Below are 18,779 nucleotides of genomic sequence, written 5' to 3' on the forward strand. Positions count from 1 at the left end.
CCCTTCCGCCGCGACGCCATGAAAAAACCCGTCGCAGTCGCAGGCGTCAGCGCCAACGACATGAACGCCCAGTAAACAATAGGGTTACGGCATGACAAACAAGCGCGCCCATCAGCTCGGCTGTCGGGCGTGTTTTCTTAAGGAGATGGAAAATGACAACCCATGTCATTGATCTGAACAGTGAAGCACCGATCAAAAGCGAACGGCGTCTTTCGGACCTGCCCGACAGGGTGGTTGCGGGCGATCCTCACCATCAGGTCGGTATGCATTTCACCAGCCCTGACGGTAAACTTTCTGCAGGTACGTGGACATCAACGCCGGGAAAATGGCATGCATTCACCGATAAGGATGAATACTGCTATATCGTTTCCGGGCATTGCGCTTTGATTCACGAGGATGGCACGCGACAGGATTTTCGCGCTGGCGCGTCTTTCATGATTCCGGATGGCTTTCGGGGTTACTGGGAAGTAATTGAGACCACGACCAAGCATTTCGTGATCCGGGATACGTCGAACTGAGTTTCTTGACACATGCAGACGCTGTGTCGAACGCCGCCCAATATCGCATCGGGCGGCGTTTCTTTTGATCATCCGTAGCGATATGGACGCCCGGCTTTTTGCATGACGGCGTTGTACTGCTTGAAGATTTCGACGACTTTTGCCTTTGTGGGGCTTTCCGCCGCGATCTCGTCCCAGAACTTGACGGCCGCCTCTTCGACGGTTGCCCATTCTTCATCCGGGATCGTGGTCAGTTTCAGCTTGTCGCCGTTCACACGCAGCGAGGCCTCGCCGCCCCAGTACCACCACTGGCGATAGTAGTGGGATTGATCCGCGCAAACCTTGAACAGGGTTTTCAGATCATCCGGCAGCTCGTTCCAGCGATCCATGTTGGCAAAGAAATGGCCCGCCCATGCGCCCGAGACGTTGTTGGTCAGGAAGTAGTTTGTCACATCCGCCCAGCCGACGGTGTAATCTTCGGTGATGCCTGACCATGCGATGCCATCCAACTCGCCTGTCTGCACCGCGACCTCGATGTCTTCCCACGGCAGGGTTACCGGAACGACGCCGAACTGGCTGAGGAAACGGCCCGCCGTCGGGAAGGTAAAGATGCGTTTGCCCTGCAGGTCGGCCAGGCTGTTGATTGGATCCTTGGTGGCAAAATGGCACGGATCCCAGGCCCCGGCCGAGATGTGTTTCACGCCGACCTTGGAATATTCCTCGTCCCAGATTTCATTCAGCCCGTATTGGTTGAACAGCACCGGAACATCAAGGGAATAGCGTGACGCAAACGGGAAATATCCTCCGAAAACAGTGACCTCGGTGGGTGACGCCATCGAGTCATCATCCGATTGCACCGCATCTATGGTGCCGCGTTGCAATGCACGGAACAACTCTTCGGTAGGCACAATCTGATTGGAATAGAAGGTTTCAATCTGCATGCGGTCGCCCGCAATTTCATTGAACATCTTGATCGCAGGGTCCAGAACGTGTTCTGCCAGCGAGGGACCTGCATAGGTCTGCAATCGCCAGGTGATGGTCCCCTGTGCCAGTGCCGGCGTTGCCAGTGCGGCGGCAGCGGGCGCTGCGGCGGCCCCTTTGATAAACTTGCGTCTTGTCGTCATACTCTCTCTCCCAAAATGGTTGACGTGTTTTGAATGCTCTCCGTTTTTGCCCCGGTTTTTTCCGGGGTCACTTGTTGTAGATGTATTCGGGTAACCACAGCGCGATCTGTGGAAAGGTCATTATGATTGCCAGGGCCAGCGCCATGACCATCACGAACGGCAGGATGGAGCCATAGATGTCCCGCAAAGTAATCTCGGGCGGGGCCATGGCGCGCATCAGGAACAGATTGTAGCCGAATGGTGGGGTCATATAGGCGATCTGCGTGGTGATGGTGTACAGCACACCATACCAGATCAGATCGAAACCCAGCGCCTTGACCAGCGGGACATAAAGCGGGGCCACGATTACCAGCATGGCGGTGTCGTCCAGAAACGTGCCCATCAGAATAAAGCTGAGCTGCATCAGGATCAGGATCAGCCAAGGATCCAGTCCCAGCCGCTCAGTAAACAGGTTCTCAATCGCCTTGACTGCGCCCAGCCCGTCGAACACGGCACCAAAGGCCAGCGCGGCAAGAATGATCCACATGAACATGCAGGTAATGCCCAGCGTGGATCGCACCGACGTCTCAAACACGGCGCGCGTCATCCGGCCCTTCAATACCGCAGCCATGAAAGCGGTCAGCGCCCCGATCGCTGAGCTTTCCACCAGCGAGGTCCAGCCATTCACGAACGGCACCATCATGGCGGCAAAGATAGCCAACGGCAGCAGGCCCGCACGCAGGAGGGCCAGTTTTTCTGACATCGGCACATCACGCTCTTCCGCAGGCAGGGCGCGACCCAGATCGGGATTTATGCGGCAGCGGATGGCTATGTAGAGGATGAACATCGTAGCCATCATCAGGCCCGGAACCACTCCGGCCAGCCACAGTTGTCCCACAGGCTGCCGTGCGATCATTGCGTACAGAACCAGTACAACGGATGGCGGCACGAGAATGCCTAAAGATGACCCGGCCTGAATAACGCCTGTCACCATCCTTTTGTCATAACCACGCTTCAGCAGCTCTGGCAGGGCAATGGTCGCCCCGATGGCCATTCCCGCAACGCTCAACCCGTTCATCGCTGATATGAGAACCATCAGGCCGATCGTGCCAATGGCCAGCCCGCCATTCAGGCCGCCCATCCAGACGTGGAACATTTTATAAAGATCGTCCGCGATTTTGGATTCCGACAGAACATACCCCATGAAGATGAACATCGGCAGCGTCAGCAGCGGATACCATTTCATCAGCTTCACCGCGGCGGCAAAGCCTAAATCATACCCACCCCGGTCCCCCCATAGCAGCAGGGAAAACACTACGGCGACAAAACCGATGGCGCCAAAGACCCGCTGGCCCGTCAGCAACATCAGCATCATGGTTGAAAACATGATTGTGGCGATCAGTTCGTAAGACATCAGATCACCTCTCGTGGGATATCTTCGCCGCGTATGCGCATGATATCCTTGCATAGTTCGGATACGGCCTGCAGCAGCATCAGTCCTAACCCAAACAGCATGATCGTCTTGATGGGCCACAGATAGGGTCGCCACGCCGTGGGGCTGCGTTCGCCGTATTGCAGGGAATAGCTCAGCGAATCCCAACCGCCATAGATCAGGACGGCTATATAGAAGATCAGGAACAGAACGGTGAAGGCATCCGTCCAGGCCCGCCGTTTGCTGGACCATTCACCGTAGAGCAGATCCATCCGCACGTTCGATCCCATCTGGATCGAGTATGGTCCGCCAAGAATATAATAGGCGACCATGGCGAATTGCGCGACCTCCAGCGTCCATAAGGATGGCAGGAAAAAGGTCTTTGAAATCGACGACCACAGCAGGATGCCCATCATCACGAAGATGCCGTACATCACGATGCGGCCAATCCAGCGGTTCATCCCGTCAACGATCCGGATGTATCTCCGCATCAGGTTCATGCCTGTTTCCCTGTAGTCGCGACCACCTATCAGCCGGAGGCGGTTCATTGATCTTGCCGACGCAAATTGCACCGTCTCTCACATTGGGAGCAGCCAGCCCCCGCTTGTCAACAAATTCTCTGTAGACAAGGCTACATTAGTTCATACTCTGTAACAAAAGCTAGAAAAGAGGCCGCGTGTGATAACCAGCCGTCTGGTAAAACAAATGCTGCAGGATGAGATCGACGGGCTGACTCGGTCCGAGCGCCAGCTGGCCTCGGTCCTGTTGCAGGACTATCCGATGGCTGGTCTGCAATCGATCACCAAGCTGGCTGCAGCCGCACGTGTCTCGACCCCAACTGTGATCCGCATGGCGCGAAAGCTGGGTTTTCACGGGTTCCCGGACCTCCAGGAAGCGCTGCGTGAGGAGGTTGCGGCCCAGATCAAAAAGCCGATCTCGAAACGGGACGCTTGGGTGGTGGACGATACTGCCGAACACGCGCTAACACGGTTCGCTCAGGCCGTCTGGACCAACATGCGCCATACGTTGGAACGTGTCGACACCGCCATGTTCGACGAAGTTGCCCGTTTGATGGCGGATACCAGCCGTCCTCTTTATGTCGTTGGCGGGCGCATAACCCGGTCAAATGCCGATTATCTTTATAACCACATGCAAATCATTCGTCCCAACGTGACGATGATGAGCAACTCCAGCAATGTCTGGCCGCAATATCTGCTGGACATGGACCGGACGTCGGTTCTGGTGGTGTTCGATATCCGCCGCTACGAGGCGCATCTGGAAAAGCTCGCCCGGATTGCGTCGGAACGTGGTGCTAAGGTGGTTCTGTTCACGGATCAGTGGGGTTCGCCCATCGGTCGTTGCGCCGATTTCACCTTTCACGGATTGGTCGAGGCGCCCTCAAGCTGGGATTCCACGATTTCGCTGCAACTGATTTCCGAGGCGCTGATTGCGCAGGTGCAGGATTCCCGATGGGAGGAAAGCAAAGAGCGGATCGAGGAACTGGAAGCGATGTTTTCGTCCACCCGGCTGTTTCGGGGTTAGGGTGATGAGGCAGGTACTGATGGCTTAGTCTGAAGGGCAGGCTGTGGCCAACCGGCTGTCCGGCCAGTCCCGTTCAAGCGTCAGAGGCATCAGGGACAACATCCCGTCATCATCAATCAGTTCTGCCAGTTCTGCGACCATCATGCCGATTTCAGTGGCGAGCTGCATTTCTCGTTCCGGGTCCTGTTCGCCATGGGAAAAGGCCATCGGATCAGTGACAATCCGTTCCGCAAGGCGGCTAATTCGCTCGGGGGATACCGGGTGCGTACTGGCATCACGCGCGGTACCGCCGATCGGATCCTGCCACCAGGCCGCCATGTAATACCAGAACACCCCCATGGGCAGCCCCCCCAGGCGTGAGAAATGATCCAGCGCGAATTCATCGGCTGCGATTTCCTGTGCCTGACTGTCCTGGCCACTCAGACCCGGCTGATGGTTTAGCATGATGTGGCCAAGTTCGTGCGCAAGGATGAACTGCAAGCCGGAACTGACGATCTTGCCCGATACGTTAAAGGTGAACGGATCGGCAAAGGCGGTGTCCCGGTCGATCTGAAACGCGCGCAGAGGCGAGGGCAGGGGCCGTCCCTGTCGGAGTTTGGCCCAGAGATAGGCCTGCAGTGCGGCCGGGTCGCAGCCTTTGCTTTCGATCCATGCAAATAGCGTTGCCACATCGTCAAAGAAACGAATGGACTCCAAGGGCATATAAATCACGCCTTCGGCCGGGTCGGCAAAAAAAGCCAGCGGTGATGGCCCGCGATCCGGAAATTCCAGCCGGACCTGCGCCGCGCGGGGTCGATCCGCGCGTGGCAGGTTACCAACGATATCGTCGTTGAACACACGGATGATGTCAGGTGTGGCACGTTCGAACGTATGGCGGCGCTCGTCCTCGGTATAAAGCTGGGCTCCGGCCTGAGAGGCCAGCGTCAGTAGAGAAACGAAGGCGGCGACTTTCAGCACAGTGGATGAACCTCCTCCCAGACCTCAAGCACGAGGTCGTTGGGGGCAGGGGTTCCGCCAGTGCGCACCCAGTCGGCAAAGGTTACCGGATCGCCCCAGTCGTCCTGCCAAAGGTCCCGGATCAGCGTCAGTTTAATCTCGGCAATATCATCGGATGTCCGTTGGCCAAGATCCTTGCCTCGTAGGGCGCAATTCACGCTGCGCAGACGCCGTTGGGTTATGGCTGCGTCATACCCGGTATTCGTGCCGGTCGCGGTTCGGCTTGAGCCCACGAAATTGCCGGTTGTCAGGGTCGCCGCCTCTTGTCCTGCGGTTGCCTGGATTGAGGCTTCATCGGGTGTCACCTGACCAACCTGAATCGGATGCTCCAGAGAAACCCACGCATAGCCGATGATGGCAAGCAGGACGAATACCGGCGTCGAAAACGCGACTGACCCGGCCAGTCCGAAATGTTCGTTTTGAGAAATATTGATCTTCTGGATGGTTCTCCAAAATCCGATCATCACCACAAGCGCCACAAGAATGACGACGGCGGTCAAAGTCAGACGTTCAGCAATGCGAAACAAAATGATCGAGTCCATGGGACCCCGTAGAATGAGTTTACCTAGGGTAATGTTCCGGGAAAACGCCGAGTCGATCAAGGGTGGGTCCGTTTTCCCCGTCTCGGCGCGGATTTCGGGCAGGTGCTACACCTTATACAGAGGCGGTCCAGACCCGGTAGCGGCCTTGCCCGGTGATCTCTCGGATCAGGCCACGTTGCGAAAGTTTGTCCAGATTGCGCTGAACCGCGGCCCGGGACGCGCCTGTCAGTTCCTCTGCCAGCGGGGCGGTAATCATGGGCCAAGCGGTCAGAACCTCAATCAGTGCAGGCGGCGTGCGTCCGGACAAATCGCGCGTTTCTTCAACTGCGCGATCATGCCAGGTGCTGACCCTGTCGATCAGCAATAGCGCCGCCAGGGTCGCCTGTGCGGCGCCTGTGTACCAGGCGTTCAGTTTTTGCTCGGCCGTGCCCATGCCCCTCAGCGCGCCGGGCCCGGAAAAGCAGACCGGCATGAAAAGCGCACCGCCTCGGCCCGCGGAGGCGCCGTGGCGCGCGGCCAAAACGGCCGCTTCTGCGTCGTTTGACATCCCCTGACCAAGTGCCCGCCACGCATGAAATATCATCGCAGACTGCGTCATTGGATGGAGGTGCGCCGCGGATGTTGTCACATCGGACAGATCGCTGACGGCTTCGGGGACTTCGTGACCGGCGGGGGTGGTTCGCCCAAGAAATGCAGATAACCCGTCTTCCCATCCGCCCGCGTTGGGCGCAGCGCCGGATGTCAGGCGGCGCACAGCCCATCCCGCGCGGGCCAGCGCCAATGTGTCGTCTCCGGTCGCACCCAGCCGCAGGCCGATCCACAAGGCCAATCGTTCGGCGCTGATGCGATCTCCGGTCCACCAGCCAAGATCGGCAACTTCGAGCAATGCCAGCCTGTGCCGCCAACCTTCGGGCCCGGACCGCATCCGTTCGTCCAGCATGCCGAATGTCAGCGCAAGGTCCGCCAGTTCCGCCGACAGGGAATCCTGCGCTGCTCGCCACTCTGCCGGGTTGAACAAGGGTGTTGCAGCCCCTGTTCGCAGCAGAGGCATCGGGCCTTCTTCTTCGGTTTCGTCCAGTGGGGGAAGAAACCACAGATCATCTTCTTCCGTAGGATCAGTGTCATAGATACTGGCGGTCAGATCCTCGAACTCTTCCCCATCGGTACCCTGCAATTTCTTTCCGCCGCTCATAAGTCGTATTCACAGCCATTTTGGGGTGTCATTCAAGGGCCAAGTCCGGTTTCATGCGTGGTGCTTTCGCATATTTTCCACTTGTCGGTTGTCTGGCCGAGGAATTTGGTTGGTGCAGGGCATGAGATATTGTGGGTGTGGCGTCGTGAAAACGTCGTGAACGCAGCATTTCCCCAAGAATTTTTGTCCAAAGACAACAAAAGCACCCATATCATCACTTAAAGTGGTCAAAGCTCCATAAATTGTTGCGTTTCTCTGTTGGGCGGGACAAAGTCTGGCCTGGGTCGAATACTTGGAATCGGGTGCAGATATGCCGCAGACCAGAAATGTCCTGTTCATCATCATAGACCAACTGCGGGCCGACTGTCTGGCCGGCGCGCTGGCAGGCCAGGTCGCGTTGCCGAACCTGCGGGCGTTCATGAAAGATGCCGTGTCCTTCAATCGGCATTTTTCCGTAACCAATCCGTGCGGACCGTCGCGGGCATCGCTGCTGACGGGGCAATACGCCATGAACCATCGTTCGGTTCGCAACGGAACACCGCTGCGCCATGACACACCGAACATCGCGACCGAGATGCGCAAGGCCGGGTATCTGCCCATGCTGTTCGGATATACCGACACGTCCGCTGACCCACGGGTTCACGATGCCAACGATCCGGCCCTGAAATCCTATGAGCAGCCAATGGTCGGGTTTCACGAGATCACCGAGATGCGGCTGGAGGAATCCTTTCCGTGGCAATCACACCTGATGCGCAAGGGTTATGACTTTGAAACCTATTGGGATGTTTACAAGCCGACCTCGAAGGATGGGGGAGCGCGCAAGCTGAACGACCCGGCGCTTTATGCGGCGGAAGACAGCGATACCGCCTTTCTGACCGACGCGTTTCTGGACAACATCGTTGCCTTCCACAAGCAGAACTGGTTCGCCCATCTAACCTATATACGTCCGCATCCGCCCTTGGTTGCACCAGCGCCATACAACGACATGTATGATCCGGCGGATATCCCTTTGCCGACACGCTTGCCGTCGCCGGGGGATGAGCATGCTGTGCATCCGTTCTTTGGCCCGACGATGGATAGCTATGAAGCGAGTGATTTTGTGGAAGGCTTTGATGAGGTCGAGCCGACGGACGAAAACATCCGAACCTTGCGCGCAGTCTATCTGGGTCTGGCGACCGAGGTCGACCATCACATTGGCCGTGTCGTGGCATATCTGAAAGACAGCGGTCAGTATGACAACACCTTAATCGTGATCACTGCCGATCACGGAGAGATGCTGGGCGATCGCCATTCCTGGGGCAAAATGACCGTCTATGATGCAGCATACCGAACGCCGCTTATGATACGGGTGCCGGGCAATCAGGATCAGGCTGGCGCCGAGGTGAATGCACCAACGGAATCCATCGACATCACGCCTACTATTCTGGATTGGGTTGGGCAGGGCATTCCCAATTCCATGGACGGCAGGTCGTTGATGCCCCTGCTCACAGGGGAAACGCCTGCAGACTGGCGGGGGTATTCCTTTAGCGAATTGGATTTTTCAGAACCCGAGGCCCCGACAAGGTGGCAACGCGATCTGGGCACGGACAATAACGACTCCTGCCTGAGCATCCTGCGCGACGAGCGATTTACGCTGGTCGAATTCGCGGCTGACCTTCCCCCGATGCTGTTCGACCACAACGGGCAGGGCGAGATGGAAAACGTTGCTGGAAATCCGGAATATGCGGCAGATCTCGCGCGGCTGGGCCGACAAATGCTGCGTCACCGGATGCGAAACACGGACCACACATTGTCCTTGTATTCGATCACGCCGGATGGTGCCAAGCTACGCCAAAGATTCGAATGAGCCGTGCGTGGATGTCTGGTTCCGGAATTTCCCGCATCGTCCGGCAAAGGTGAAGAACATTTAACAAAAACATGTGGGTGAGATAAATGTTCAACCTTTCAACAGGTTAGGTTAGTCCCGGAATCGGCGACCGGTATGATGGCCGGTTGTTGGGTTTGGCGGCGTAGACAGGTTGATTTTCGCTGGCTAAGCTCAATCACAGCGAACGAGAATGGAGGCGCTTGCCATGTCGGACGGTATGCCTGCCACATCTGAGCCAACCCAAAGCTCTCAGGGTGATGAGCGTACAGCATTCCTGCTGCTAGCGGTCTTCCTTGCCCCGGCTCTGGCGGTTGCGATCGTGGGCGGATGGGGTTTTCTAATCTGGATGCTGCAGATCATAAACGGCCCCCCGGCTGGCTAGAGGCTTGAATGAACGACCAGCTGACAGCCCGTGCTGAACGCCAGTCAAAATTCCGCAGATCGGATTTGCAGCGCCCGCCCTGGGCCACTGAGATTGCAATCCGAAAACAGTGCACCGGCTGCGGAGACTGCATCAGGAAATGTCCGGAGAACATCCTGTTTTCCGCCTATGCCGGAACGCCCGCCCTGGATTTCAATGCTGGTGAGTGCACCTTTTGTGGCGCGTGTGCCGAGGCATGTAACGAAGATGTCTTCGCGCCGGTAAACCAGACGCCCTGGGACGTGATTGCAGTCATTCAACCGGGTTGCATGCTGGAACATGGCATAGGATGCCAGTTGTGCACCGACAGCTGTGATCAGACGGCACTGCGACTTGATCTGTCTCAACGTCCTGTGGGCCGGATCGTGGTTGATACAGAATCCTGCTCGGGCTGCGGTGCTTGCCTGCCGGTATGTCCGGTGGGTGCCATCAGCGTCCGCGCGCCAACGCAAGGAATGCCAAATGGCTGAATTGGAACATATCTCGAGCCTGATGGTGCTGGCCGACCCGGATCAACTGGATTCGGTCGTTGCCGAGATTCATAAAATTCCGGTCGCGGAAACGCCTGCCATCGATCCGACAGGCAAGATCATTGTCACGCTTGTTACGCCAAGCGAGGCCGAAATCGTAAACTACCTGAACCAGTTAAACCTGATCGACGGCGTCGCGAGCGCCTCGCTGGTTTATCATCAAACAGAAACAGACCCAGAAATCTTGGCTTAATCGCCGGAACCGGAGGATTTCATGACCCAAGTAACCAGACGTGATGTCATCAAGGCGCAGGCCGTGGCGGCCGCTGCCGCAGCGGCGGGCATTCCGATCCCCGCAGCGGCACAGAACCTTGTTACCGACGCGCAACTGACCGACCTGAAATGGTCCAAGGCCCCCTGCCGTTTCTGCGGCACTGGCTGTTCGATCATGGTCGCCACCAAGGCAGGCCGTGTCGTCGCCTCACACGGGGATGCTGAGGCCGAAGTGAACCGTGGCCTGAACTGCGTCAAAGGCTATTTCCTGTCCAAGATCATGTACGGCAAGGACCGGCTGACCCAGCCGCTGCTGCGCAAGAAGGATGGCGTTTTCGACAAGGATGGCGATTTCGAGCCGGTCTCGTGGGACGAGGCCTTCGATATCATGGCCGAAAAATGGAAAAAGACGCTGGCCGAGAAAGGCCCCAAAGGCATCGGCATGTTCGGCTCGGGCCAGTGGACTGTCTGGGAAGGCTACGCCGCATCCAAGCTGATGAAGGCTGGTTTCCGTTCGAACAACATCGATCCCAACGCGCGACACTGCATGGCGTCCGCTGTGGGCGGCTTTATGCGGACCTTCGGCATCGACGAACCGATGGGCTGCTACGATGATTTCGAGAACGCAGATGCCTTCGTGCTCTGGGGTTCGAACATGGCCGAGATGCACCCGATTCTGTGGACCCGCATCGCCGACCGCCGGTTCAGCCACCCGCACGTTCAGGTGGCCGTCCTGTCGACCTTCCAGCATCGCAGCTTTGATCTGGCCGACATCCCGGCGATTTTCACGCCGCAGACCGATCTGGTGATGCTGAACTATATCGCCAACTACATCATCCAGAATGGCGCGGTGAACGAAGATTTCGTTTCCAAACACGTGAATTTCCGCAAAGGCGTCACCGATATCGGCTATGGCCTGCGCGACGACCACCCGCTGCAACAGGCCGCCGCCAACCCGAACTCAGGCGCGTCCGAAGAGATGACGTTTGAGGAATTCGCCGAATTCGTCTCGGAATACACGCTGGAAAAAGCGGCCGAGATGTCGGGTGTTCCGGCCGATACCCTGGAAAAGATCGCCAAGCTTTATGCCGATCCGGATACCAAGGTCATGTCGCTGTGGACCATGGGCGTGAACCAGCACACCCGCGGTGTCTGGGTCAACAACATGATCTACAACATCCACCTGCTGACGGGCAAGATTTCAACGCCCGGCAACTCGCCGTTCTCGCTGACAGGTCAGCCCTCGGCCTGCGGTACTGCGCGCGAGGTTGGCACATTCTCGCACCGTCTGCCCGCCGACATGGTTGTGGTGAATCCCGAACACCGTGCCATTGCGGAAAAGATCTGGAAACTGCCCGAGGGCACTGTGCCCGATTGGAACGGCGCGCATGCGGTGGTGCAGAACCGCAAACTGAAAGATGGCGAGATCAACTGCTACTGGGTGCAGGTCAACAACAACATGCAGGCCGCGCCGAACATGATGGAAGAGGGGCTGCCGGGTTACCGCAACCCCGACAACTTCATCGTGGTATCCGACGCCTATCCGACCGTAACAGCCGAGGCCGCCGACCTGATCCTGCCTGCCGCCATGTGGGTCGAAAAGGAAGGTGCCTATGGCAACGCCGAGCGCCGCACCCAGTTCTGGTATCAGCTGGTCGACGCGCCGGGCGAGTCCAAGTCGGACCTGTGGCAGCTGGCCGAATTCTCCAAGCGGTTCACCACCGATGAAGTCTGGCCCGCCGAGCTTTTGGATGCCAACCCCGAATACAAGGGCAAGACCCTGTTCGAAGTGCTCTTTGCCAATGGTCAGGTCGATCAGTTTGAGCTGACCGAAAAGGCCATTGAATACGGCAACCACGAATCCGAAGATTTCGGGTTCTACATCCAGAAGGGTCTGTTCGAGGAATACGCCGAATTCGGGCGTGGCAAGGCCCACGATCTTGCGCCGTTCGATACCTATCACGAAGTTCGCGGCCTGCGCTGGCCCGTCGTGGACGGCAAGGAAACCCAGTGGCGCTTCAAGGAAGGGTATGATCCTTACGTGACGCCGGGCGCGGATTTCGAATTCTACGGCAAGCCGGATGGCAAGGCAGTGATCTTTGCCCTGCCGTTCGAACCCGCACCCGAAACCCCGGACGAAGAGTATCCGTTCTGGCTGGCGACGGGCCGTGTGCTGGAACACTGGCATTCGGGTTCGATGACCCAGCGGGTGCCCGAACTGCACAAGGCAATTCCCGACGCGCTGGTCTATATGCATCCCGACGATGCCAAAGCCATGGGCGTGCGCCGCGGCTCGGCGGTCAAGGTGGAATCGCGCCGTGGCAACATCGTCAGCCGGGTCGAAACCCGTGGCCGGAACAAGCCGCCCAAGGGGCTGATATTCGTGCCGTGGTTCGATGCGCGTCAGCTGATCAACAAGGTCACGTTGGATGCGACCGATCCTCTGTCGAAACAGACCGATTTCAAGAAATGCGCGGTCAAGATCGTACCGGTGGGAGTATAAGGACATGAAACGTCAGACAGCTTTGATCGCCGCCATTCTGGCGACAGCCATCGGCGGTGCCGCACTTGCCCAACAATCGGTCGCCACTTTGCGGGGGGGCACCCCGTTGGCCGACAATGCCGAACCGCCGTCGATTGCCGGAGTGGTGAATTCTGATCTGCGGCAGGTCCGCAACTATCCTGAGCAACCGCCACTGATCCCCCACAAGATTGACGGCTATCAGATCGACCTGCATGCCAACAAATGCCTGACCTGCCACAGCCGCGCCGCGATTGAGGTCAGTCAGGCCCCCATGGTGTCGATCACTCACTTCATGAGCCGGGACAATCAGTTCCTCGCATCAGTCACCCCGCGCAGATATTTCTGCAACCAGTGCCACGTCGTGCAGTCCGACGCCCGGCCTCTGGTGGAAAACGGCTTTGTCGATATCGACTCGGTTCTTGAATACGTTCAGAGCCAGCAGGGGGGCACCGACTGATGCTGGGATTCGTCAAGCGTATTTGGGGTGTCATACGGCGCCCCAGCGTCCACTATTCGCTGGGTTTCCTGACCATGGGCGGATTTGTGATGGGCGTCATTTTCTGGGGTGGATTCAACACCGCCCTGGAACTGACCAATACCGAAGAGTTCTGCACCAGTTGCCACGAAATGCGTGACAACGTGTTTGTCGAACTTAAGCCCACGATCCACTATTCGAACCGCTCCGGTGTGCGGGCCACCTGTCCGGATTGCCACGTGCCCCATGAATGGACCAACAAGATTGCGCGCAAGATGCAGGCCAGCAAAGAGGTCTGGGGCAAAATCTTTGGAACCATCAACACCCGCGAGAAGTTTCTGGAAAAGCGCATAGAACTGGCCCAGCACGAGTGGGCGCGGCTTGAGGCGAATGACTCGTTGGAATGCCGCAACTGCCATTCGGCGGAATCGATGGACATCACGCGCCAGAGCGCACGTGCCGCCGAAGCGCATGAGCGGTTTTTGTTCACGGGCGAAAAGACCTGTATCAACTGCCATAAGGGCATTGCGCACCAGTTACCTGACATGAGCCACGCTTCACTGAACATTGCGCCGGCCAAAACGGCGGAACTGGCAACCTATCTGGACCAGTAACGCCTCACCGGTGTGACCCGTAGGATTCGGCCGCCAAGCTTGTCAAAGCTGGCGGCCTTTTCTGTTCCGTCATTCGGTTTTTGGCCCAATCACCGCTCATTCGGCGACTCGGCGCGCATCGCGCCCAATGCTGTGCCCCAAGCGGGGCAGGAGGTGCATGGCTGCACCTGCCCGATGGCGTAACCATTTGGAATCTGGTCAATGTCGGCTGGCTATCCAATGTGCTTTCACTTAGGTGTTCGGCTGAGTCACAGGGATTTAACAAGACAAGGTGGGCGGTATCTTGCTAGTGTCGGCCCAAATTCCAAGTGGGGACCTTAAGTGCGGCGGCGGAACAGTTTAAACGAGCCACGCTGAAAGCAGACGGAGCAGCCCGGGCCCAATGAAAAACAAAACCGCAAATCGACCCAGCAATGAGTTGGGGACTGCCCGAAATCACGGCATGCGATTTATTGGGCTGGCGTTCCTGTTCAGCATTTTCGTGAATCTGCTGATGCTGACCGGACCGCTGTTCATGCTGCAGGTTTACGACCGCGTTCTGGGGTCACGGTCGTTTGAAACGCTGACGGCGCTTTTTATTCTGGTCGCGCTTTTGTATCTTTTGATGGCAATGCTGGATTATGCCCGCGGCCGGATCGTGGCCCGGTTCGGTGCGCGTTTCCAGTCGGAACTTGATGAGCGGGTCTTTAACGCGACGCTGCTTCAGTCCGTTCATCCCCATGCCCGTTCGGCGCCCGCCATGGCGCTGCGCGATCTGGAATCGATTCAGGCACTGTGTTCGTCGCCGGTTCTGCTGGCCGTGATGGACGTTCCATGGACGCCGTTCTTTCTGGCGGCGATCTTTATCTTCCATCCCATGCTGGGTTGGCTGGCCGTTGGTGGCGGCGTGTTGCTTGTCATCATCGCCCTTCTGAACCAGGCTTTGACGCGTAACAGAGTTGCCGCTGCCAAGGTTGCATCGGCGCGCGCCAATGCGTTTTCCGAACAAGCCCGGCAGGGCGCCGAAGTTGTCCGCTCGCAGGGGATGCAGGATGCTGTCACTGCGCGATGGCTTGTTCAACGCACAGATGCTCTCAGGCAAACGATCGCTGCCAGTGACTGGACCGGTAGCTTTACGGCACTGACGAAATCACTGCGATTGTTCTTGCAATCGGCCATGCTGGCGCTGGGTGCTTATCTTGTTCTGAAGAACGAAATGACCGGCGGTGCGATGATTGCAGGTACGATCCTGCTGGGCCGCGCCTTGGCGCCGATCGAACAGGCAATCGGTCAGTGGGCGATGATCGAACGGGCGCAGTCCGCGTGGAAGTCGCTCAACAAATTCCTTGATTCAGTGCCGCCGGAAGACAAGCGCACAAAGCTGCCAGTGCCCGAAGCTCAGGTGAAAGTGCAAAGTTTGACGGTGATCCCGCCCGGTGCGTCCGCGCCCACCCTGCGAAATGCGAATTTCAAGCTTGCTCCGGGCGAGGCGCTTGGTGTGATCGGGAAAAGCGGATCCGGGAAAACCACGCTGGCCAAAGCGCTGTTGGGACTTTGGCCTGCTGCTGCCGGAGAGATCCGGCTTGGGGGGGCAACGCTGGATCAATACGATCCCGTCGATCTGGGCAGTCACATTGGATACCTGCCGCAGCAGGTGACGCTGTTTAATGGAACGGTGGCCGAAAACATCGCCCGTCTGTCCCAGAACCCGGACCCGGAAGACGTTGTTACCGCAGCCAAAAAGGCAAACGCGCATGAGCTGATCCTGACCCTTGAGAAAGGGTATGACACGTTTCTTGAGGGCAACGACAGCCAACTTTCCGGTGGACAAAAACAAAGGATCGCATTGGCCCGCGCGCTGTATGGTGAGCCGGTTTTGCTGATCCTCGACGAACCGAATTCGGCCTTGGATGCGGATGGGACCGAAGCGTTGAATGCGGCGGTGCGTGAACTCAAGGCAGCGGGCAAGGCGGTGATCATCATGACACACAGACCGCAGGCTATTTCCGAATGTGACAGCCTTGCCGTGGTCGAACGTGGCCAGATCGTCAAGCTGGGCAGCCGCGATGAAGTTCTCAGTTCGATGGTCCAGAACGCCGGAGTCATCAAACGCCAGTTCGGCAAAGGAGGCACCGATGGCTGATATATCGACGCGACCGGCGCGGCCTGCCTGGAACGCGAGTTTTCCCACGATCGTAGGGTTTGTCGCTCTGGCAATTCTGGTTGGCGGTCTTGGGATATGGAGCACGCAAACACAACTGGCCGGTGCCATTGTGTCCTCGGGTGTGGTTGAAGTGCAAAGCAACCGTCAGGTGGTGGAACACCCCGATGGCGGTGTTGTGGGTGAACTCTATGTCCGGGATGGGGACAGGGTCGCCGAAGGCGATTTGCTGCTGAAACTTGACGCCACTTTCCTGTCTTCGGAAAACGCTATTGTCGAAAGCCAGCTGTTCGAGCTGCTGGCCCGCAAAGTGCGGCTTGAGGCCGAGCGGGACGGAATTGGCGAAGCCGAGCTCGATGATCGTTACGCCCAGTTGATTGAGCAGGAAAGCGGCACCAAAGATCTGATCGAAGGCCAGCGCAGCCTGTTTGTGGCCCGCAAGGAAACCCTTGCGAAGCAGTCCGAGCAGTTGCAGGAGCAACGCATTCAGATCGAAAGCGAAATCAAGGGCACTGAGGCGCAGCTTGTTTCGCTGACGCGGCAGGTCGAATTGATCACGGATGAGCTTGAGGATCAGCAGGATCTGCTGTCACGCGGGCTGACTCAAACCAGCCGCGTTCTTGCCCTGCAGCGGGAAGAGGCCGGTCTGAACGGTGAAATCGGGCGGCTTGAAGCCACGGTGGCACGGCTCAAAGGTGAGATTGCGACGACGGAAATCGAGATACTGGAACTGGCCGCAACACGTCGCGAAGAAGCCATCACCACTCTCAGAGACATTCAGTTCCAGCTGACCGAGCTGTTCGAGCGCCGTTTGACGTTGACCGAACGCCTGTCGCGTTTGGATATTCGGTCGCCTGTAACCGGCGTTGTTTACGGTAGCCAGGTCTTTGCAGTGCAATCAGTCATTCAGCCAGCAGAGCCCATGATGTATGTGGTGCCGCAGGACACGCCGCTGTTGGTTGCGGCTAGGGTCGACGCCATCCACATTGACCAGGTCTTTGTCGGCCAGCCGGTGCAATTGCGGTTCCCCGCGTTTAATCAGCGCGAAACCCCGGAACTGGAAGGTGAGGTGTTCAACGTCTCGGCGGATGCCTTCACGGACGAGAATTCCGGGTTTTCGTACTATCGTGCCGAAGTCGTCATGGACGACAGCGAGCTTGCCAAGTTGAACGGTCAGGCCCTGCTGCCCGGTATGCCAGTGGAAACGCTGCTTAAAACCGACGAACGCACGCCTTTGACATATCTAACCAAACCGCTGACGGATTACTTTACCAAAGCCTTCCGTGAATGATGCGGGCTTGAAACAGGACACGCAAATCTTGTTGGCATGAGCTCAGCGCAACCCGACTATTCCGCATCGGCAATTCTCGGAGCGGTCACAATCAGGTATTTCCCGGCAAACTTAACGTTCCTGGGGGAAGGTTTTGATGCCACAGATTGTGAAAGAGCTTGTGGGCTTGCTGGCGCTGGTCGGCGCAGCCGCACTTGCAGTGGGTTCCTATTCGGTTTTGGTCGCGCTGTAAGCAACGACCGGTTTTAGACAGTGGGACGCAGGGATACCCGGCGTCCCACCAGGACCAATCAGGCCGCCGCGATCTGGTCTGCTTTCTGCACCAGAACCTCGGCCTGACGGATTGAGGCATAGTCGATCAGCCGGCCATCGAGAGACACGGCGCCCTTGCCGGCAGCTTCGGCTTCGGACATGGCAACAAGAATGCGTTGCGCCTTGGTCACTTCGGCCTCGGATGGCGACATGACCTCGTTCGCAAGCGCAACCTGACTGGGATGGATCGCCCACTTGCCTTCACAGCCTAGTACGGCGGCGCGCTTTGCAGCGGCACGGTACCCATCAGGATCCTGAAAATCACCAAACGGGCCGTCGATCGGGCGCAGACCGTTGGCGCGCGCGGCAACAACCATTCGGGCCAGCGCATAGTGCCACATGTCACCCCAGTGTGTCGCGCGATTGCTGTCCGCGTCCGGATCAGTCAGGACAGAATAGTCCGGATTCACACCGCCGATGATCGTAGTACGCGCGCGGGTTGAGGCGGCGTAATCCGCAACACCGAAATGCAGGCTTTCGTTGCGTTTCGAGGCCGCCGCGATCTCGCTCACATTCTGCATGCCAAGCGCGGTTTCGATGATGTGTTCGAACCCGATCCGCTTTTTGTAGCCTTTGGCGTCCTCGATCTGGGTAACCATCATGTCAACGGCGTAGACGTCAGCGGCGGTGCCCACCTTGGGGATCATGATCAGATCCAGCCGCTCGCCGGCCTGCTCGACCACTTCAACCACATCGCGGTACATGTAATGGGTGTCCAGCCCGTTGATGCGCACGGACATGGATTTGTTGCCCCAGTCAATGTCGTTCAGCGCCTCAATAATGTTCTTGCGCGCCTGTTCCTTTTCGTCCGGTGCAACGGCGTCTTCCAGATCAAGGAAAATGACGTCCACGTCCGATTTCGCGGCCTTTTCGAACATTCCGGGTTGGCTGCCGGGGACGGCCAGTTCGCTGCGGTTCAGGCGGGCGGGGGCCTGTTCGATCGAATAGAAGCTCATGATCAGTTCCTAAGTCAGTGGTTGGGTTTAGGCGTTCGTTCGACGGGTCAAATCACTCTGTCTTGAGGTTTTTTACCGTTGAAGAATTGGTTGAGGTTTTTGATGACGCGGAATCCCATAGCTTCGCGGGCC

Annotated in this window: 18 protein-coding genes; 11 read left to right on the forward strand and 7 right to left on the reverse strand. The window is 57.8% G+C overall.

Annotation, left to right across the window (positions count from 1 at the left end; all coding sequences use genetic code 11):
- Positions 1–152 precede the first annotated feature (152 nt).
- Entirely contained in the window at positions 153–518 is a 366-nt protein-coding gene (locus ACR0D6_RS22315) for a cupin domain-containing protein (protein ID WP_480767145.1), read from the forward strand.
- 68 nt (positions 519–586) lie between these two features.
- Here ACR0D6_RS22315 and ACR0D6_RS22320 read toward each other — a convergent pair whose 3' ends face one another.
- The 3 genes from ACR0D6_RS22320 to ACR0D6_RS22330 form a co-directional block, all read right to left on the reverse strand.
- On the reverse strand, positions 587–1,621 hold the full coding sequence (locus tag ACR0D6_RS22320; RefSeq protein ID WP_480453254.1) for a TRAP transporter substrate-binding protein: 1,035 nt from the start codon (positions 1,619–1,621) through the stop codon (positions 587–589).
- A 67-nt stretch (positions 1,622–1,688) separates the two neighbouring features.
- Positions 1,689–3,014: a TRAP transporter large permease gene (locus ACR0D6_RS22325; RefSeq protein WP_480453253.1), complete on the reverse strand. Its 1,326-nt coding sequence runs from the start codon at positions 3,012–3,014 to the stop codon at positions 1,689–1,691.
- A complete protein-coding gene (locus tag ACR0D6_RS22330) occupies positions 3,014–3,532 on the reverse strand; it encodes a TRAP transporter small permease subunit (RefSeq protein ID WP_170657593.1) in 519 nt (172 codons plus the stop codon). The genes ACR0D6_RS22325 and ACR0D6_RS22330 overlap by 1 nt, the downstream gene beginning before the upstream one ends.
- Positions 3,533–3,737: 205 nt before the next feature.
- Between ACR0D6_RS22330 and ACR0D6_RS22335 the strand changes: the two genes are divergently transcribed.
- Positions 3,738–4,574: a MurR/RpiR family transcriptional regulator gene (locus ACR0D6_RS22335; RefSeq protein WP_170657567.1), complete on the forward strand. Its 837-nt coding sequence runs from the start codon at positions 3,738–3,740 to the stop codon at positions 4,572–4,574.
- 24 nt (positions 4,575–4,598) lie between these two features.
- On the opposite strand, the gene ACR0D6_RS22340 is transcribed toward ACR0D6_RS22335, so the two are convergent.
- The 3 genes from ACR0D6_RS22340 to ACR0D6_RS22350 all read right to left on the reverse strand — a co-directional run bounded on the left by ACR0D6_RS22340 (position 4,599) and on the right by ACR0D6_RS22350 (position 7,304).
- Positions 4,599–5,531, reverse strand: a complete 933-nt coding sequence (locus ACR0D6_RS22340) for a M48 family metalloprotease (RefSeq protein WP_170657569.1) — start codon at positions 5,529–5,531, stop codon at positions 4,599–4,601.
- Positions 5,525–6,112: a hypothetical protein gene (locus ACR0D6_RS22345; RefSeq protein ID WP_170657571.1), complete on the reverse strand. Its 588-nt coding sequence runs from the start codon at positions 6,110–6,112 to the stop codon at positions 5,525–5,527. The genes ACR0D6_RS22340 and ACR0D6_RS22345 overlap by 7 nt, the downstream gene beginning before the upstream one ends.
- Before the next feature lie 112 nt (positions 6,113–6,224).
- Positions 6,225–7,304 carry a helix-turn-helix domain-containing protein gene (locus ACR0D6_RS22350; RefSeq protein ID WP_480767146.1) on the reverse strand — a complete coding sequence of 360 codons (1,080 nt, stop codon included), beginning with the start codon at positions 7,302–7,304 and terminating at the stop codon, positions 6,225–6,227.
- A gap of 310 nt (positions 7,305–7,614) precedes the next feature.
- Between ACR0D6_RS22350 and ACR0D6_RS22355 the strand changes: the two genes are divergently transcribed.
- From ACR0D6_RS22355 to ACR0D6_RS22395, 9 genes are all read left to right on the forward strand, one after another.
- On the forward strand, positions 7,615–9,150 hold the full coding sequence (locus tag ACR0D6_RS22355) for an alkaline phosphatase family protein (protein ID WP_480767147.1): 1,536 nt from the start codon (positions 7,615–7,617) through the stop codon (positions 9,148–9,150).
- Between the two features lie 226 nt (positions 9,151–9,376).
- Positions 9,377–9,553, forward strand: coding sequence for a periplasmic nitrate reductase, NapE protein (locus tag ACR0D6_RS22360; RefSeq protein WP_480453244.1), 177 nt, complete (start codon positions 9,377–9,379; stop codon positions 9,551–9,553).
- A gap of 8 nt (positions 9,554–9,561) precedes the next feature.
- Positions 9,562–10,062 (forward strand): ferredoxin-type protein NapF, encoded by a 501-nt coding sequence (gene napF / locus ACR0D6_RS22365; RefSeq protein WP_170657577.1) that lies wholly within the window; start codon positions 9,562–9,564, stop codon positions 10,060–10,062.
- Positions 10,055–10,315: a chaperone NapD gene (locus ACR0D6_RS22370; protein ID WP_480767148.1), complete on the forward strand. Its 261-nt coding sequence runs from the start codon at positions 10,055–10,057 to the stop codon at positions 10,313–10,315. Before napF ends, ACR0D6_RS22370 begins: the two co-directional genes overlap by 8 nt.
- 21 nt (positions 10,316–10,336) lie before the next feature.
- Positions 10,337–12,838 carry a periplasmic nitrate reductase subunit alpha gene (gene napA / locus ACR0D6_RS22375; RefSeq protein ID WP_480767149.1) on the forward strand — a complete coding sequence of 834 codons (2,502 nt, stop codon included), beginning with the start codon at positions 10,337–10,339 and terminating at the stop codon, positions 12,836–12,838.
- A 4-nt stretch (positions 12,839–12,842) separates the two neighbouring features.
- A complete protein-coding gene (locus ACR0D6_RS22380) occupies positions 12,843–13,316 on the forward strand; it encodes a nitrate reductase cytochrome c-type subunit (protein ID WP_170657583.1) in 474 nt (157 codons plus the stop codon).
- A complete protein-coding gene (locus ACR0D6_RS22385) occupies positions 13,316–13,948 on the forward strand; it encodes a cytochrome c3 family protein (protein WP_480453236.1) in 633 nt (210 codons plus the stop codon). The genes ACR0D6_RS22380 and ACR0D6_RS22385 overlap by 1 nt, the downstream gene beginning before the upstream one ends.
- Positions 13,949–14,390: 442 nt before the next feature.
- Positions 14,391–16,070 carry a type I secretion system permease/ATPase gene (locus ACR0D6_RS22390; RefSeq protein ID WP_480767150.1) on the forward strand — a complete coding sequence of 560 codons (1,680 nt, stop codon included), beginning with the start codon at positions 14,391–14,393 and terminating at the stop codon, positions 16,068–16,070.
- Positions 16,063–17,379 carry an HlyD family type I secretion periplasmic adaptor subunit gene (locus ACR0D6_RS22395; protein WP_170657589.1) on the forward strand — a complete coding sequence of 439 codons (1,317 nt, stop codon included), beginning with the start codon at positions 16,063–16,065 and terminating at the stop codon, positions 17,377–17,379. Before ACR0D6_RS22390 ends, ACR0D6_RS22395 begins: the two co-directional genes overlap by 8 nt.
- A 290-nt stretch (positions 17,380–17,669) precedes the next feature.
- On the opposite strand, the gene ACR0D6_RS22400 is transcribed toward ACR0D6_RS22395, so the two are convergent.
- Entirely contained in the window at positions 17,670–18,647 is a 978-nt protein-coding gene (locus ACR0D6_RS22400; protein ID WP_480767151.1) for an HpcH/HpaI aldolase/citrate lyase family protein, read from the reverse strand.
- Positions 18,648–18,779: the final 132 nt, after the last annotated feature.

This window comes from Ruegeria sp. BJ6 (genome assembly GCF_056537885.1).